We start from the raw sequence: 16,770 nt of genomic DNA, 5'->3' as shown, positions 1-16,770 counted from the left end.
TCCATGACTGACCAGCAGAAGAAGCAGGTCAGCCCGATGGCGCTTGCCGTCGAGCTGACCGCGCTCGTCGACTTCTATCGAAACCGCACCCTGATGCTTGCCGACGCGCTGGAGCGCGGACAGCAGGAGATTGACCGGCTGACGAAGATCAACGGCAAGCTGCAGGACGCCGCTGCAAAGGCTGACAAGAAAGGTGCGCAGAATGGCGGGTAACCTTTACGAACAGGGCTACTACGGGACCGGCACTGCATCCATCACGCAGGGCCAGACCGTTGTGACAGGGCAGGGCACTGCCTGGTCGCAGATCGTGCGGCCGGCGGATGATTTCGGCAAGCATGTGGGTATGCCGATCCCGATTGCGTCGGTGGACAGCGATACGCAGATCACACTGGCCTATCCGTGGCCGGGGCCTACTCAGGCCGCTGCGCCGTATCGCGTGACCTTCACGCCCTATCACGTAGCCTACCGGCAGGCATTGCAGGAAATCGGGCAGCTCCTGTCGAGTGGCAACGTGTCGGCGCTGGCGGGGCTTGTCGGGGCGGCAAACAGGATACCGATGTTCACCGGACCCGGCGCGCTGGACCTCATCGCGAAGGAAGACTTGATCAACGGTGTGAACTTCGATGTGCAGGTGGCGGATTTAGCGGGCCGCGCCGCATATGACAACGAGGCGGCAGGCTTCACCGTGCTTGTTGCCGATGTCGGTGACGGCCGTTCGGGGATATACACCAAGAGCAGCGCAACAGCAGCGGATTGGAGCGATCCCGCCTATCTGACCGGCCCAAAGGGTGACACAGGTTCTCCGTGGGATGATTGGCAGGGCGGATGGGCTACCGCTACGGCTTATGCGGAATTGGCCGGTGTGGAGAATGGCGGTTCGTCCTACATCTGCACCACGGCGCACACGTCTGGCGCAGCAAGCGAACCGGGCGTCGGCGCTTCATGGCAAACTTATTGGGATCTGGTTGCAGCGAAAGGTGCTGACGGAGCCGGGACGGGCGATGTGGTCGGCCCTGCGGGAGCGACAAACGGAAACGTTGCGGTCTTCAATGGGGCGACCGGGAAGCTGATCAAGGATGGCGGGAAGTCGCTCAATGATTTCCTGAAACTCTCAGGAGGCACCCTTACAGGCGCTCTGGCCTTCAACACTTCACTCAGCGCTTCCAATCAGCTTATTGACCTTCAGCAAGGTTACGGCTTCTACAGTGACAATGTAGGTAGCGTCGGGAGTAGTAGAGGCTGGCTGAACGCTCCCGATAACGGCGAACTGAATTTTGGCCCGCGAACCGGTGGCGAATTTCTGGCGCTAGCCCGTTTCAATGCAGAACTGTTTCAAATTCGTTCATCGTTTGGAACTCTTTTTCAGGTCGATGAAGCGGATCTTATTTGGAAAGGTCAATACATTTATCGACAAGACAACGTTGTCGGAACGGTTAGTGTTTCGGGTGGTGGAACTCCCACAGGCGCGATTATTGAAAAAGGCTCCAACGCAAATGGTTCGTGGGTGAAGTACGCAGACGGTACTTTGATTTGTTGGCGTACATGGACAACCACAAGCTTTGCGATTGATAGCGCCTACGGAAGCTTGTTTATCGGTGCTATCGCGTGGGCTTACCCTGTTGCGTTTGTCGGTGATTTACCCGCAGTGACATGCTCCTATCTGAAGTGGGGCACTAGTGCGTCATGGGCCGCGATAAGCACTCTTTCGCTGACTTCTGCGACGTTGCGATCTTATGATATTTCATCCCGCCCAACCGGGACAGGGACAGGAATTAGCGCCATGGCTATCGGAAGGTGGTACTGATGCAGATCTCCTATTCCCCGCAGCGGCGCGATGCGTCTCTTTCTCTCTCCAAGTTGGGCGACGTGCTGACCGTCAACGGTGAAGCGTTCGACCTTTCCGTTGTGCCGGACGGCGCAACCCTTCCTCAAGAAGCGATCAGTAGCGACTGGTTTGCCGGTCCCGTCGAGCGGATTGGCGGCGAATTGCACATCTCGCTGTTTCTGCCGCACGGTCCGAACCCCTCGCAGGCAGTAGCGTTTCCGCACCCGATCACCGTCAACGACGATGGGCCGATTGAATTGCCTTCCGATGAACCGGTGGAGGCGGGAGAATGAACATCGATGTTTCAAGGCTCATCACGGCCGAGATGAAGGCAGCACAGCAGCAGGCTCATCTGAAGTCTGCCGTTGACGCCGAGCGAGACCGTCGCATCAACGGCGGCTTCATCTTCGAGGGCGTCGAATATCAATCGCGCCCGGAGGACCGTGAGAATATCGCGGGCGCGGCCACGGCGGCGCTGGGCGCTATTGTGGCCGGCGCGCAGCCGGGAGATCTGCGATGGCACGGCGGTGCGGAAGACTTCGCATGGATCGCTGCCGACAACACGATGCATACCATGGATGCGCAGACAGTCTATGCCTTGGGGCAGGCTGCAATGGCGCACAAGCAGGCTCATATCTTTGCTGCTCGGACGCTCAAAGATGCTGATCCGATCCCGGGTGATTTCGCTGACGATAAGTGGTGGCGGTGAGCGCCGACGAGCGAGGGCGTTCTAATTCACGTCTTCAAGCTTGGGGCTTCAAGGGCGATTACCTCGCTCGTCGGCAATCCAAGGTAGCAGAGTGGTGTGATCGCACCATTGGTGTGATCGCGTAATCCTTCCCGTCGTCTGGGTCCGCTGACGGCCAAGTCCAGCAACCCGTATCCAACCTACAGAGCAAGAGTCCATGCGCCTTCTTCCCAACTGGAAGGCGGTGCTTCGCTATGCGTGGAGCATCCGCTTTATCGCGCTCGCCGCTGCCCTCTCCGGGGCAGAAGTCGCGCTTCCATTGATCGAGCGCTTCCTGCCGATCCCCGCCGGCATCTTTGCCGCGCTGTCTTTCGTGACCGTGGCCGCCGCCTTCATCGCACGCATCATCGCACAAAAGGAGATTTCCGATGGCTAGTCGCCGCGCACGGTCTGCCCTTGCATCCGGTTTGGGGCTGATCGCACTCACCGTGACCTATCTGACGCTGCCCTGGGAGGGAATGGAAAACCGCGCCTACTGGGATCGTCTCGGGCAGGTCTGGACGATCTGTGCGGGCGAGACCAAAGGTGTCACGCCCGGCATGGTGATGACCGACGAGGAATGCAGCAAAAAGCTCTATGAGCGCATGGAGCGGGATTACCACCGGCCCCTGCAGAAGTGCATCGCCGGTTTCGACGACAAGCCGCTGAGCTGGCAGGCAGCGGCGCTTGACCTTTCCTATAATGTCGGTGTCTCCGCCGTGTGCCGGTCGACCGCAGCAAAGCGCGCGCGGCGCGGCGATCTTGTGGGGTCCTGCCACGCCATGACCTGGTTCAACCGCGCCGGTGGCAAGGTCGTGGAAGGGCTCAAGCGGCGGCGCGAGTATGGTGACCGGCAGCGGATCGGCGAGCTGGAGCTTTGCCTTGCAGGGCTTGAATGATGTTCACTCTGCTCGGCGGATATCGGGTGCTTGCTTCTCCGCCCTTCGTTGCGGCCGCTGCCGTCGCCGCAACCATCCTGTTCTACGAAGGCCTGCCGCTCGGTCCACTTCGGCTGCTGCCCGTGCTCGGCCCCGGCCTTGAGAGCATCGTGGATGGGCGGGTGGACCGGGTGTGGCGCGCCGGCACGGAGCAGGAAAGGGCGCGCTGGGAAGAGGCGCGGCGGCAGCTGTTGGCCCGCATGGCCGAAGAGCGGCGCGCCACCGAGACCGCCATCAGGGTCATAGAGCGCGAGTATCTCGAAGCGCGCGATCAGGATGCCGAACGCATCCGATCGCTGGAAGAAGCCATCACAGAACAGGAGAAGGCCGATGCGGAAGCCTCACGTGATGCTTGCGTTGTGCGCCCTTTTATTGGTCGGAGCCTGCGGGACCAACTCGACGGTATCGGTCGCTGAAAGGGGCGAGCGGGCGAGGGTGCCCGAGAGCCTGAAAGTGCCGTGCAGGCCCGTGGTCCGCCTGCCGGATCGGGCGCTTGGCGCGGCGGAGGTGGCGCGGCTCTGGGCGGTGGACCGCCGCAATCTGGGGGAATGTGGGCGCAGCAAGGCTGCGCTCACCGAGGCAGTCAACGCAATTGAGGAGCAGGGGCGTGAGTGAGGAAAAGCCGATGCATCGTCCGAAGTTCCGCTGGGAATGGAACATCAACACCATTGCCGTGCTGATCGGGTTTGCCTCCGGGCTGGTGGCCTGGGGCTGGACGCTCAAGGAACTGCAGTCCGGCCGGCAGGTGAACTCCCAGAATATCGAGCGGCTTGATCTGCGGCTGACAAAACTCGAGGCGGATGCACGCCGCCTCGACAATCATGAGCTGCGTCTTGGCAATGTCGAAAAGCAGGCCAGCGACGCGGCCGCAGCAATGCGCGCCGTCGAAGGCACGCTGAACGGGCTGGCCGCAGACATGCGGGTTACCCGCGAGATCCTTCAGCGGCTTGAAGCTGCTCAGCGAGGGCGAGAGCCATGATAGCAAGAATGCAAATTTGCCTCCAGAATCCACGGGAGGCTCCGAAGCGCGAACTTCGAAACAACGGGGAATGGTTGGCGCCATCCCGTTCGACACACCAGAGGATCAATGCCGCACCCGTGGCCCTTTCGGGCGAAAGGAACATGCTGCGGCGATCCTAAAGGAATGATTATTTTGCAGGGAGATTTTGGATCTCAAACAGTCTATCCGGTTTTGCCGTCGGCCATTGGTGATGTCCCGCTAAGATCATTCGGGGCGGCTTCTCGGTTCATGATGATCGATGGTTCGAGCTCTTGCCCAAATACATCAGAGAACCGGCGAAGAAACTTCCGGAGCCGCGGCTGGCGTTGCCCCGCCTCTCGATCCAGACGATCCGCGTGGGGAATAGTCCGATGTCGGCGTTGGCGATACTACGCGGAGTAGCGTAGCGTTCCGGCAACCCGCCAGAGGTATCAAGATTCCAACTGACTCCTCAATCTCACGTATCGCGTCGAAGTTGCCATCGCTGGACGATCTGGCATTGCCTAGCTAGTGTCGTGATCGCCGGACCAGACCTTACAGGGACTCAGCCGTTGGATAGCTACGAAACGCGCAAGGAGCCATCGCGTGCCGCAACCCGAGTCAAGTTTTACACCCTGCGTAAACGTTATCTCAAATGGTTTGGGAGAGCTGACGACGTCGCATGCCTGACCATGATCTGGGCGGTACGTGCTCTCCAGTCAGGCAATGCAGCTGCTGCGGCCAGCTTCCTGAACTACCCTAAGGAGGCGGCAACGGACGCCATCTCGGGAGAGTACGCCATTTACCCATGGGAACTGGAAACTTTCGTCACTTCTTTGATGACCACTCGGAAAGACCGGCCCCGTAAAGGCCGATACCATGTGTCGAACTGCAGCAGTTTTGCCTCCGCCGCCATGTTGACGAATACTCTTCGTGACATGGAAGGTGCGGAGTATGTGCTGCGAAGCCGTCCCGAAGATATCATGGAAGAAATGTATCGTATCGGTCAGCGTCAGTTTTCGTGGCAGCGTGGGCCAAACACGGAGCAGCTCTATCGATTTGCATACGTTTATGGGCAGGGAGCCTGTGCTGAATTCTTCGAGCAAACTCACGGAGTGTCGGTCTCCGATTTCCTATGCCTGAGCACTGTCCTCTTCAGTGTTCTGCGAGGAAAGCCGTGGACGGAAGCGCCCGACCCTAAGGCTATCGGCCTAACTAAAGACCAAATGGAAAGGGTCATCGCCTTACTGAGCATTCAACTACCGGACGCTCGAGCATATGCGGTTCAGTTGAATACGGATGCGGCCAAGCGCCTTGGGCGCCCATTGCGCGTCGCCTACATGCCAAGCCTCCTACGTCTGAACCCGATTATCCGCGTGGATAGTAAGCGGCCCACCTACATTGCTCCGTTGCCAGATCTGGTCATGAACCGAGCAACAGCGGGGCTATATTATGATATCAAGCAGGGGCCCGTTAATCTACTGACTGAAGCCAACGCCCGGTTCGAAGGCTACATCCGATCTCTTGTAACAGGCTACTTGCCTGACCTGAAGGCGATGAAGGCAGAGGCTTATGGCCCCAAAGGTCGGCGGATAGATCCGCCGGATTGCCTAGTGAAAGATGGAGAAACAGTGGTTCTCACCATCGAGTGCAAGACCACGAAATTGACCTTTGAGGCACAATTCGCCGAGAACCCTGAAGTCTCAGCCGCAAAGGGATTTGAGCAGATCGCAAAGGGGATTTTCCAGCTGTGGCGCTTCTTTTCTCATGTAAGGCGCAAGGTCTACGTCGACCATACCGTGTCGCCGGACGCATTAGGCGTAGTCCTCACGATGGATGGTTGGATGCAAATGGCGCAGGATCTCCGGGATAATGCGTTGGCACGTGCTCAAGAACTCGCGGGCGTTGATCCAGACATTACGGATGAGGACATGCGCCGTGTAGTATTCGCGTCCGTTCAAGAGTTGAACCAAACTCTCGCGCTAACAGACAAGGCAGGTTTCCTGGCCGTTCTACGTCATGCCACTGCAGACAAATTTGACGGGTACGGCTTGCCCGAAGTGGCTCGTGAATGTGGTGTCCCCTTGATCCGCAAGGAGTACCCGATGGACGTCACCGCCGTGCTCCCTTGGTGGGGGATTTTCTAAGGTAGTCACCGCAGAGCTTCAGGCAACAAATGGCGCTAGTCAGTTGTCTGCTTGGCTGTTCTCAGTTCGACACTGTTTCTGATTCGTTTTAAGCTAAAACCTCACCTCCATAGCGGACGATCAACTATCTCAGCGCGCAACTATCGGATACACGAGACCCTGTTTGATGCACAGAGGGGCAAGGGATGAACTGGGATCGCGTAAACGTTTGGACGAATACCCTCTATACATTGATCCACTCTCTGAGCCTTGCAAAGGAGCAGAGCTTCGGTGAATTGGATACTCTGGCTGATCGCATCAAAGAAGCTAAAACATGGCTTCCCACAGGGTGGTCATACAACTCGGTCCTGGCTGCTCAACCTATGGGGCAGAAGACAGTTATCTTCCGGCGAGATCCGAACGAGCACTTCGAGAGCATCGCCGGACAAGTAATCCAGATGTTGATCCAAGATCTTGTCGTCATTCTCGACGGCATGATGGACGACATCCTGGCGGCCCGAGGTGAACGTGGTGGGGGTTTTCCGCAGTCAAAAGTTGAGAAGCTGGCGACGCATCTTGATCCAAAGTTCGAGTGGGCCAAGCATGGCTGTCTAGAACTCATCGCTGCCCGAAATGTCATGTGCCACGCGAGTAGTCGTTGGAACAGAAAGTCAATCGAGGTTATCAGGGCCTTCGTCTATCCGCCTCCGAACGATGGCGATCAGCTCCAATTAGGCTTTGAAGCACTATTCCAGTTTCGGAAGGCGATGCGGACCTTCCTAAACGAAGTGAAGCAATAGACAATCTGCATTGATGTCATTGGGCGATTGTTTGATGTCAGAGTTTCTAAATTCTGTCCTAATAGCAGACTAACTGCTAACCACCGCTGGCCGAGTGTTGGCCTGTTCAGAATAACGGCAGCTCTCACGACGGCAACGCATTCATTCGGGTGCCTCCGGTGCATCAACGATCATAAGCTTGTCGTCGGATAAGGGGCGTTGAAGCTTCTTCGCATCCTCCCATGGCTCTGTAAGCCAAGCGGTCATTTCGTCCTCGGTGGTGAGGATGACCGGCATCGCCTTCTTGTGCACGGGCTCGACAACGCTGTTGGGCTAGGTGGTTAGGAAGCCATTGCCTCTTTAGGTGACACGGCACGGGCTGTGAATGGAGGGTCGAGGTCTTCGCAAGGTTGACTTGTTTACCTGTTACGGTTGTTTCTCGGCCTGTGCAGTGTCGTTGCCGGTGATTCTCCGAATTGAGCCCGGTAGGCGCGTGAGAAATTGGCAACATGCCGGTATCCCAACCGGTAGGCCACTTCGCTGACCTGGCACTTTTCATCGAGCAGCAGGCGGCGGGCCGTGCGCAGTCTTTCGGTGCGCAGAAAGGCGGCAAGGCTCACGCCGCGCAACACCTTGAACATCTGCTCCACCCGCGCGATCTTGAGACCTGCGCGCGTTGCAAAGTTTCGTGCAGCCGCACCGTCGTTCAGATTGTCTTTCACATGGGCGACAAGTTCATCGAAGCGCATAAGCTCCCATTCGGTAAACATCTCGCCGTCAGGATCATATTCGCAGAAAGCGGTCATCGCCTGGCTGAAAAGCTGCTTTCCCAGGCCTTCAATGGTCATGGCCCGCAATGGGCCATCTATGCTGGGGCCGAAGAGGCCTGTGGCCAGCGTCTTGACGCCGGCTGGAAGCGGAATGCTCTCAAGGCGCTCCAGTGATTTGCCACGCGCCATGAAGGGGGCAAGCCTCATCGGCTGAATTCCGTTTAGCTGGCGTTTGAGAAGGCGTAGCGAGATGGCCACGCCGGTATGCCGTATCAACGTTCCAGCGCGAACATCCAGGATGAAGCCGGACGGCCCAACCCTCATGAGGCTCAGCGTGTTCTCGGCCATGGGGCCCGTGGTCCCGATGGGCGTGCTGAAATCTGCGCCGCCGGCGAGTTGGACAGAGAAGCCGATCCACGGCTGGGGCAACCGGTTTGTCACGGTAAAACGGCAGTCCGCTTCGGCTTCGATCTCCGACCGATAGATGGCGACACCATTGTCGAATGTCAGGCGCTCCACCCTTCCATGTGCACCGGGAATGGCAATCGCATTGCCTCCGACCATGCGCCATTCCGGTGCATCTCCATTTTGCTGCATTGATCGTTCTGCCCCTGAAAACGTGGAAAACTGCGCGCTGGCTGAATGTCTGAAACCAGAAATGAAAATGATAAGTCATCATGAAAGTGATAATCAATTCATGTAGCTAAATAAAACGCCTGCCAGTAGCTTCCGGTCGAATTTGTAATTTGCGAATACCGGAAAGTCAGGGCGTCCCATGAAATTAAAAACGCTATCGAGCGGTCGTGTTTCCAGCGGCGCGGAGGCGATCAGAAAGAGGCGGCTGTGGGCAAGCACGGCCCTGGTCGCCTTCAGTGTCGTTGCGGTGGTGGGACACGGTCAAGCGCAGGAAATCATCGATGGCTCCATGGAGACCGTGGATGGCGATGGCGCGGGAACCAAACCGAGCCCGTGGCTGCTTCCTGGTAGCCTTATCCTTGGTGATCTGAGTGCGGGAATGCTGATCCTGCAAAACGGAGGCCTTGCGTCTGCGACCGACGTGCAGCTTGGAGACAGGGCTTCGGGCGAGGGGCAGCTCTGGCTTCATGGATCGGTAGCTGATCGCGGCGTGCTTGAAACCGGTCAGGTCAGTGTTGGTGCGGGCGGCGGAACGATCAGTTTTGACGGCGGCATTCTTCGCCTGACGCGCGATGAGGCGGACCTCTTTGCGGGCTTTGACGATGGTGACATCAGAATCGGCTATTCGAATGCCTATATCGACACGCAGGAACACTCGGTTGCGACGTCTGTTGGTCTCGAAGGTGTTGGCGGTCTGCTCAAGCGTGGCTCGGGCACGCTGACGCTCACCGGACACAATCGCTATCAATCCGGAACGACCGTTTATGAAGGTGTACTTGCGGTCGATGGCGGAAGCATTACCCATACGGCTGGGCACGTTGTGGTGGCTGCGTCCGGCGGGGATGATGCGTCCCTGATTATCAGCAATGGAGGCGTAGTCAGCGGCTACAACAGTCAGATCGGGTGGGGTTCCGGGACGACCGGAAAGGCTCTCGTCACTGGTGCCGGGTCGTCGTGGCTCAGCGCCGGAACGCTGGAGATTGGCCGTTTCGGAAAGGGTGGGCTCACCATTGAAAATGGTGGACTTGTCGAAAGCCGCGATGCGCGCATCGGATACGCCCAGAGCGCAGTTGGCGAGGTGCTGGTTTCCGGAGCTGGGTCGAATTGGCGTCTGGATGACGGACTGGAGGTCGGTCGAACTGGCAAAGGCGCGCTGACCATTGAGGATGGCGGCGTCGTACAGTCCGGCTCTGCATTTCTCGGGACAAACGCAACCGGTCGTGGGACGGCTTTGGTTTCAGGTGCCGGGACGCACTGGGAGGTTGACGGGAACCTCGTCGTTGGCCGCGCCGGTGAGGGGATGCTCGAAATTTCCGAGGGCGCGCTTGTCTCTGCCGACCGGGTCGCGCTGGGCATGTTCAGCAATGGGTCTGGTACGCTGAGGCTTTCTGGCGCGGCGGGGGCGAGAGGCGTTCTGGAAACGGAGCAGGTCAGCGAAACGTCCGGGGAAGGAAGCCTCATTTTCGATGGCGGAGTTCTGCGGCTTACTGCCAATCAGTACAACCTTTTTGCCGGGTTTGAGGTGGGTGACGTCACAATCTCCGCGGGTGGCGCTTACATCGACACGCAGGGCTTCTCGGTTCACAGCGCTTACGCTCTTGGCGGTTCGGGTGGCCTGATCAAGCAGGGCAACGGGTCTCTGACGCTTCACGGCGCGAACACTCATACCGGTGGCACGATTGTTGAGGCGGGAACGCTTGTTCTCAAGGGCGGTGACGCGCTTGCCGATACGGGCGCGGTCGAGCTTCAGGGCGGCGTGCTTCGGCTTGATGACGATGAAACGATAGGGTCACTTGCCGGTGTTGCTGGTGCGCACATCAGTCTGCAGGCCAACACGCTGTTCACCGGCGGAAGCGGCAACAGCTCCGTTCTCGCCAGCAGCATTTCAGGAACCGGCGGGTTTGAGAAACAGGGGGCGGGAACGCTTGTTTACACGGGCGATGGCTCCGGCTTTGACGGAACAACCAGGGTTGTCGATGGTGCGCTGATCGTCGGAGTGGGCGGCAATGGCGCTTTGGGTGGCGCGGTTGAAGTCCTCAATGGAGGGGTGCTTGGCGGATCCGGCGACCTGGGAGCGCTGACCGTGGCTTCAGGTGGTGTTCTAAAACCTGGCAACTCCATCGGGACGCAAAGCGTTTCCGGAAACGCGACCTTCGAAAACGGCTCACTCTTTGAAGTCGAAGTGGACAACGCCGGAAGCGGCGATCGACTGGCGGTCTGGGGCCATGCCTTTATCAATGGTGGAACAGTGAATGTGCGCGCCGAAAACGGGACAGACGACGGTTCCACCTATGATCCCGCGACAACCTACACGATCCTCACCGCAACGGGCGGTGTGAGCGGTGCGTTCAGTGGAGTGACGGAGAATTTCGCCTTCCTTGATGCCGCGCTTGCCTACGATCCCGACGCTGTGTTGCTCACTCTTTCGCGCAATGACACGAACTTTTCCGAACTGGCAAAAACACACAATCAGCGTGTTGCAGCCATTGGAGCGCAAGGACTGGGGAGCGGCAATCAGCTTTTTGACGCCATTCTTGGCCTGAGTGACGCTCAGGCGCCAGGTGCATTCGACGCGATCTCCGGAGAAATATACGGATCGATCAGAAGCGGCTTCATCGCCGACAGCAGCTTTTTGCGGGACGCGGCTTCGGAGCGCGTCCGGAGGGCATTCGGGATCGGGGTGCCCGCATCTGCGCCGGAGTTCTGGAGCATGGGTTTCGGCTCCTGGCAGAACTTTTCCAGCGATGGGAACGCGGCGCAATACACGCATGATACGCGTGGTCTGTTGCTGGGGGCTGACGCCGGGGTCGCTGGCTGGAATTTGGGGCTCATGGCGGGGTACAGCCGTTCATCCCTTCGCTCGGCAGATCGAGCTTCGGCTGGCAGCGGCGATAACTACCATCTCGGCATCTATGGTGGACGCCAGTGGGAGGCGCTCACGTTCAGCGGCGGGTTCGCCTATACCCGACATGAAGTGGATGTGCGCCGCTCGGTCGCGTTTGCGGGGTTCAGCGATGCCCTGTCTGCAGGGTATGACGCCGGAACGGCGCAGGGCTTTGGAGAGCTGGGCTATCGGGTAGAGACGCCTGTGGCGACGGTCACACCTTTTGCCGGGATTGCTCACATCTCCCATTCGTCTGGCGGTTATGCGGAAGAGGGCGGCGCTGCAGCTCTGGAGGCGCTCGCGCAGACCAGCAATGTCACATTCACAACGCTGGGAATGCGCATGGAGCGCGATGTCAGTCTCGACGTCTTCAGCGGCGCATTACACGGGGCGATCGGCTGGCAGCATGCATTTGACAATGAAGTGGCCCTGGCGCGCCATGCACTGGCGGGAGGCGATGCCTTCAGCGTTGCCGGTGCGCCCATTGCGGCAGACACATTGCTTCTGGAGGCAGGCTTCTCGTTTGCATTGAGCGATGCCGCCAAGCTCGGAGCAGCCTATGGGGGGCAGGTTGCCCGTGGCGCTGCGCGACACACTCTCGACGCGACACTCTCCATCAGCTTCTAAAATTCGTCCCAGCGTTTCCGGCCTGCCTGTTATCCGCAGGCCAGGCACAGGGACGCGCAGCCTGTGACGGGCAAAAGACAGGGAAACGTCATGAAAACCAGACACAGCGTTCTTCTCACTGCGGCAGCCGTAAGCTGCTCCCTCATCACTCTGAACATTGCGGGGGCGGAGGCCGTGCCGGTATATGATCTGGTGATTGCCAACGGCCGCGTGATCGACCCGGAATCGGCGCTGGACGCAACGCGGCATGTCGGGATTGTCGACGGCAAGGTGGTGGTCGTCTCCGAAGAGCCGCTTGACGGCGCAGAAGAAGTCGATGCAACGGGACTGGTCGTCGCGCCCGGCTTTATCGACCTTCATTCACATGCCCTCAATATCCCGTCCGCATGGATGCAGGCCTTCGATGGTGTGACAACCACGCTGGAACTGGAGCGGGGCGCATGGCCGCTGGAGCAGGCCTACGACAATGTTGCAGAGAATGGTCTGCCGCTGAATTACGGCTTTGCCGTCAGCTGGATCGATGTCCGAATGGAGATCCTCGGGGAGAACTTCGACCAGAGGGTGACTTCAGACGTTTCAGAACAGGTGATTGAGCGCATTGAGGATGGGCTCAAACAGGGGGGCATCGGCATCGGCCTTCTTCCAGGCTATGTCCCGAACACAAACCGGGTCGAGTATTATGAAGCGGCGAAGCTCGCCGCGCGCTACAATGTTCCCACCTTTACCCACGTGCGTGGCAAGTTCCACGACGAGCCCGGCCACGCAATCGAGGGCTATGGCGAGGTGCTTGCAGCAGCGGCAGCGACGGGTGCTCAAATGCATATCTGCCATCTCAGCAGTTCAGCGACCCGTTTCATTCCGGAGGTTTCCCGGATGATCCTGAAGGCGCAGGAACAGGGGCTGCGTGTGACGACGGAATCCTATCCTTATGGTGCCGGGTCCACGGTGATTTCCGCGCCCTTCCTGCGCGCACGCGAACTTCAGCGTGTAGGGCTGGAACACGACAGCATCGTCTATCTCAAGACAGGCGAGCGTCCAGAGAGCGACGAACGCCTGACCGAGATACAGGAAACAGATCCGATGGGACTGTCCATCATCCATTACCTTGACGAAGGCATAGAGGAAGATGCGACGCTGATCGACAAGGCCGTCATCTTCCCCGACGGCATCATAGCCAGCGACGCCATGCCATTCACAGTGGACGGCGAAGAGCTTCTTGATCCCGTCTGGCCGCTGCCAGAAGAGGCCATATCCCATCCCCGCTCGGTTGGCACGTTCGCGCGCGTTCTGGGCCGTTACGTCCGTGAACGTCAGCTCATGAGCCTGAGCGAGGCCATCCGTCGTTCAAGCCTCCTTCCTGCAAGGCTGCTGGAGGAAACCGTGCCCGACATGAAGAACAAGGGCCGCATTCGTGAGGGTGCAGACGCGGACATCGTTGTCTTTGATCCCGAAACCATCATCGACAGGGCAACATTCGAGGATCCACGGCAGCATTCGGCTGGTGTCCGTCATCTGATCGTCGGTGGAGGCTTTGTTGTTCGCGATGGTGAGTTGGATCAGACGGCGCGTCCGGGCAGGCCGATTCGTGCGACTGCGCACTGAAGATTGATGGAAACAGAGTGGCAGGGCATCGTTTGAAAGCCCGGCTGCCCTTGTGGTAGTCAGCGTTCTTTTGGGTAGTGGGGCAGTTTGAAACTTAGTCCTCACACGCCTGCGAGGTTCCGTTTGCGTCACGATCTTGTTGACCCTATCTTGGTTTCATGTTGGAGCAAGGCAAAGCAGATATGACCTGCGAACACTGCGGAGCGGTGAACGTAGTCAGCTACACAGACTACCCTGAGAGAGACAAAGGGGTTCTATGCTGCGCGGGTTGTGGCGGCGAACTTTACAGATGGAAAGGCACCCGCGACTTTCATACGGCTGTTTTGAAAAATCAATCATGACAAACAAGCCCAAGAGACCCAGAGACGCCAACCAGCTTGCCAAGTTCATCGTGGACATGGCGACGGGTGGTGAGCTTAAGTATGATCCCCGCACGTCAGGTGCTTGGCCTTATCGGTCCTTAACGCACAGCGTATAGACCCACTCCAGCATGCGCGACGCTTCTTCCTTGCTGTCGTCGTGGCGATCTCCTTACGGCAGGCGGTCGCGGGCGCAGAGTGGCTCACGGCCGACAAAGCCTGCCGAACTTGAGGCAAATAGGTTTGCTTCGTCGCCGGTTCATCTAGTCGAGGTCGGTCTGGATCCAGCGCGGCGAATGGTGGACGTCAATGGTCTGTAAGCGTCCTGGTCCCAGATTTTCGAACCGGTGTGGGATGCCGGCCGGGCCGAACACTACCTGTCCGGCAGTCGCGTCGAGAACCGTGTCTCCAACGAAAAAGCGGGCCCGACCTTCGATCACTACAAACACTTCGTCATAGGGATGCACGTGAAGACGTGGGCCTTCACCAGTACGGTCGGTGCCGTAAGTGAGTACGGTCACAGGTGCTCCGAGCGCTTCACCCGACAAAGAGCCACGCCAAGGGCCCTCAGTACCTGGATCGAAGAGGATTGCTTGCGCAGGTGCGCTTTCGCTTGGTCTGACCGAATTAACGTCGAAATCGTTGCGCGTCATGTCATCCGCTCCCTGCATCAACGAAACGCTCATGCACTGTTCAGATGGAGAATGTTGCCGTCAGGATCCTTGAACCAGACCATCTTGAACCCGTTCGCGTCATGGATCCCGTCCTTGTATAATACGCCCTCCATCTGATAGCGCTCGAACGTCACACCTTTGGCACTCAGATCAGTAGCTATGGCGTCGATATCTTTTCCGCAGTCCCACACCACCGCATTGGCCTTGTTGGTGCCAGCAGATTCCGAAGGGTAGACGACAAGGTGCGTCGCACCTGTCTTGTAGACCAGCACACTTTTCATGCCTTCGTCATAGAGTTCAAGTCCCAGAACGTCACTGTAGAAGCGCCTCGCCCTATCGATGTCGCTTACCGCTACAATGGCTGATGAAGGCTTGTTTTTGAGTGCGTTCATGGATGGTCTCCTTGTTAGACTCCCCCTAGGACGCACGGGCTGCTTCGGTTCCGACACCCAGGATGGAAGCCGCAGCAAATATGCAGCAAGTGACACAGACACACGAGGCACCATCGGAGATGCAACGTGCCCGCTATTCGCCCTTCAGCTCAAGCAGGACATCTGATGCCACTGCAACAAATCAAAATTGGCATAAGGGGAGGGCGAGTGTTTGCGCTTCTACTTAATAGCGATCGTGACAGGAACAACCTTTGGGTCTGTTGCATTCTAAGCTCTACAAAATGAAAAAGGCCCGGCGAATGCCGGGCCTTTCCCAAAACATCGTAACTTCTGATTAGAAGTTGCGCTGGAAGCGGATGAAGCCGCTCCAGTGGTCGTCCATGATCGGAGTACCAGCCGGCGCATCAATGTTGGTGTAGTTGACTGCGAGCTTCGCGTCGAAGTTCTCGACGATCTCGTAATCCACGGTCAGACCAGCGTTGATGACATCAACGTCGCCGCCTGCGAGGTTCGAGATGAAGTCATGACCAACGGCGTCGTAGTACTGAGCACCGATAGAAGCCTTCAGCTTCGGCGTGAACTTGTAGCCGATGAGGCCGCCAACGGACCACTCCGAACCGAAGCGAGCAACGTTCGGCGTGCCGAAGCCGCCGAGATCGAACGGATCGGTCGAGTAGAAGTTGATGCCGCTTTCGTAGATCGCCATTGCCTGTGCAAACAGACGCTCGGTCAGGTCAGCCTTGACGATTGCCTTAAGAGCGAACTCTTCTGCAGTTGCGTCGTAAGCAGCGTAGAAGTCTGCAGTGCCCCAACCCTGAGCAACGCCAACCTTACCGACGAAGTTCGGCGTGTAGTCGTAGTTGCTGTCAGCCTCTTCGAGAGCGAGCGTGGCGGTGAAGCCGTTGCCTGCTGCGAAGGTGTAGTTGATGAAGTGAACGCGATCACCACCGCCATTGTCGAACTCACCCGAGATGGATGCGTCGTACAGCGTGTCGGAGAGACCCATGGAGAGGCCGCCGAGCGAGATGATTGCCTGCTGCAGACCAACGGTCGAGCCAACACCCGTGGAGTAGGCGTTGCCGTCGTTGACGTCCCAAGCAGCCGGGAACGTAGCGGTCGCACCGGTCGTGGACGTTGCGCGCAGCTTGATGAAGCCGCCGAGCGTGCCGTATTCGGTCTCGGAGCGGGCGTCGATGTTGAGCTCGCCGCGAGCGTACTTGCGCCAGCCGTCGTCGTTCTCGTTCCAGTTGATCTGGTAACGGACCATGCCGCCGATCTTCAGGCAGGTTTCGGTGCCCGGGATGTAGAAGAAGCCTGCGCCGTAGACGTCGCAAACGCGAACGTATTCCATCGGCTCCGGCTCGGGAACGACAATCGGGTCGGCTGCTTTTGCGCCGGTGGCAGCAGCTGCGAGAGCTGCGGAGCCGATGAGAAGGCTCTTGAGTTTCATGT

The 16,770-nt window shown here is 58.4% G+C and carries 17 protein-coding genes; 13 read left to right on the top strand and 4 right to left on the bottom strand.

Annotation, left to right across the window (positions count from 1 at the left end; all coding sequences use genetic code 11):
* The first annotated feature begins 3 nt into the window (after positions 1 to 3).
* The 11 genes from ACRTG1_RS19675 to ACRTG1_RS19625 all read left to right on the top strand — a co-directional run bounded on the left by ACRTG1_RS19675 (position 4) and on the right by ACRTG1_RS19625 (position 7,395).
* The gene (locus tag ACRTG1_RS19675) at positions 4 to 213 is read left to right on the top strand and encodes a hypothetical protein (protein ID WP_317560965.1); all 210 of its coding nucleotides are present in this window, start codon (positions 4 to 6) and stop codon (positions 211 to 213) included.
* On the top strand, positions 203 to 1,804 hold the full coding sequence (locus ACRTG1_RS19670) for a hypothetical protein (RefSeq protein ID WP_432516890.1): 1,602 nt from the start codon (positions 203 to 205) through the stop codon (positions 1,802 to 1,804). Before ACRTG1_RS19675 ends, ACRTG1_RS19670 begins: the two co-directional genes overlap by 11 nt.
* Positions 1,804 to 2,118 carry a hypothetical protein gene (locus ACRTG1_RS19665; protein WP_432516889.1) on the top strand — a complete coding sequence of 105 codons (315 nt, stop codon included), beginning with the start codon at positions 1,804 to 1,806 and terminating at the stop codon, positions 2,116 to 2,118. The genes ACRTG1_RS19670 and ACRTG1_RS19665 overlap by 1 nt, the downstream gene beginning before the upstream one ends.
* Positions 2,115 to 2,534 (top strand): DUF4376 domain-containing protein, encoded by a 420-nt coding sequence (locus ACRTG1_RS19660; RefSeq protein ID WP_432516888.1) that lies wholly within the window; start codon positions 2,115 to 2,117, stop codon positions 2,532 to 2,534. The genes ACRTG1_RS19665 and ACRTG1_RS19660 overlap by 4 nt, the downstream gene beginning before the upstream one ends.
* 196 nt (positions 2,535 to 2,730) lie before the next feature.
* Entirely contained in the window at positions 2,731 to 2,949 is a 219-nt protein-coding gene (locus ACRTG1_RS19655) for a hypothetical protein (protein ID WP_432516887.1), read from the top strand.
* A complete protein-coding gene (locus ACRTG1_RS19650; RefSeq protein ID WP_432516886.1) occupies positions 2,942 to 3,451 on the top strand; it encodes a lysozyme in 510 nt (169 codons plus the stop codon). The genes ACRTG1_RS19655 and ACRTG1_RS19650 overlap by 8 nt, the downstream gene beginning before the upstream one ends.
* Positions 3,448 to 3,906, top strand: coding sequence for a hypothetical protein (locus ACRTG1_RS19645; RefSeq protein WP_432516884.1), 459 nt, complete (start codon positions 3,448 to 3,450; stop codon positions 3,904 to 3,906). Before ACRTG1_RS19650 ends, ACRTG1_RS19645 begins: the two co-directional genes overlap by 4 nt.
* 19 nt (positions 3,907 to 3,925) lie before the next feature.
* Positions 3,926 to 4,105 carry a hypothetical protein gene (locus tag ACRTG1_RS19640; RefSeq protein ID WP_432516883.1) on the top strand — a complete coding sequence of 60 codons (180 nt, stop codon included), beginning with the start codon at positions 3,926 to 3,928 and terminating at the stop codon, positions 4,103 to 4,105.
* Positions 4,098 to 4,469, top strand: coding sequence for a hypothetical protein (locus ACRTG1_RS19635; protein ID WP_432516882.1), 372 nt, complete (start codon positions 4,098 to 4,100; stop codon positions 4,467 to 4,469). The genes ACRTG1_RS19640 and ACRTG1_RS19635 overlap by 8 nt, the downstream gene beginning before the upstream one ends.
* Before the next feature lie 572 nt (positions 4,470 to 5,041).
* On the top strand, positions 5,042 to 6,616 hold the full coding sequence (locus ACRTG1_RS19630) for a hypothetical protein (protein WP_432516881.1): 1,575 nt from the start codon (positions 5,042 to 5,044) through the stop codon (positions 6,614 to 6,616).
* A gap of 185 nt (positions 6,617 to 6,801) precedes the next feature.
* Positions 6,802 to 7,395 carry a hypothetical protein gene (locus tag ACRTG1_RS19625; RefSeq protein ID WP_432516880.1) on the top strand — a complete coding sequence of 198 codons (594 nt, stop codon included), beginning with the start codon at positions 6,802 to 6,804 and terminating at the stop codon, positions 7,393 to 7,395.
* A 398-nt stretch (positions 7,396 to 7,793) separates the two neighbouring features.
* On the opposite strand, the gene ACRTG1_RS19620 is transcribed toward ACRTG1_RS19625, so the two are convergent.
* The gene (locus ACRTG1_RS19620) at positions 7,794 to 8,492 is read right to left on the bottom strand and encodes a helix-turn-helix domain-containing protein (protein WP_432516879.1); all 699 of its coding nucleotides are present in this window, start codon (positions 8,490 to 8,492) and stop codon (positions 7,794 to 7,796) included.
* Between the two features lie 427 nt (positions 8,493 to 8,919).
* On the opposite strand from ACRTG1_RS19620, the gene ACRTG1_RS19615 reads away from it, so the two are divergent.
* The gene (locus tag ACRTG1_RS19615) at positions 8,920 to 12,291 is read left to right on the top strand and encodes an autotransporter domain-containing protein (protein WP_432516878.1); all 3,372 of its coding nucleotides are present in this window, start codon (positions 8,920 to 8,922) and stop codon (positions 12,289 to 12,291) included.
* A 90-nt stretch (positions 12,292 to 12,381) separates the two neighbouring features.
* Positions 12,382 to 13,893, top strand: a complete 1,512-nt coding sequence (locus tag ACRTG1_RS19610) for an amidohydrolase family protein (protein ID WP_432516877.1) — start codon at positions 12,382 to 12,384, stop codon at positions 13,891 to 13,893.
* Positions 13,894 to 14,515: 622 nt separating this feature from the next.
* Here the strand turns inward: ACRTG1_RS19610 and ACRTG1_RS19605 are convergent.
* From ACRTG1_RS19605 to ACRTG1_RS19595, 3 genes are all read right to left on the bottom strand, one after another.
* Entirely contained in the window at positions 14,516 to 14,905 is a 390-nt protein-coding gene (locus tag ACRTG1_RS19605; protein WP_432516876.1) for a cupin domain-containing protein, read from the bottom strand.
* Positions 14,906 to 14,934: 29 nt separating this feature from the next.
* A complete protein-coding gene (locus tag ACRTG1_RS19600) occupies positions 14,935 to 15,318 on the bottom strand; it encodes a VOC family protein (RefSeq protein WP_432516875.1) in 384 nt (127 codons plus the stop codon).
* A 334-nt stretch (positions 15,319 to 15,652) separates the two neighbouring features.
* Positions 15,653 to 16,770: porin (locus ACRTG1_RS19595; protein WP_432516646.1), on the bottom strand; the 1,118-nt coding region annotated here is incomplete at its 5' end.

The sequence above is a fragment of the Nitratireductor sp. PBL-C9 genome (assembly GCF_050877045.1).
GTDB lineage: Bacteria > Pseudomonadota > Alphaproteobacteria > Rhizobiales > Rhizobiaceae > Nitratireductor > Nitratireductor aquimarinus.
Note: the sequence above shows the minus strand (reverse complement) of the source record. Positions and strands in the feature narration are given on the sequence as shown.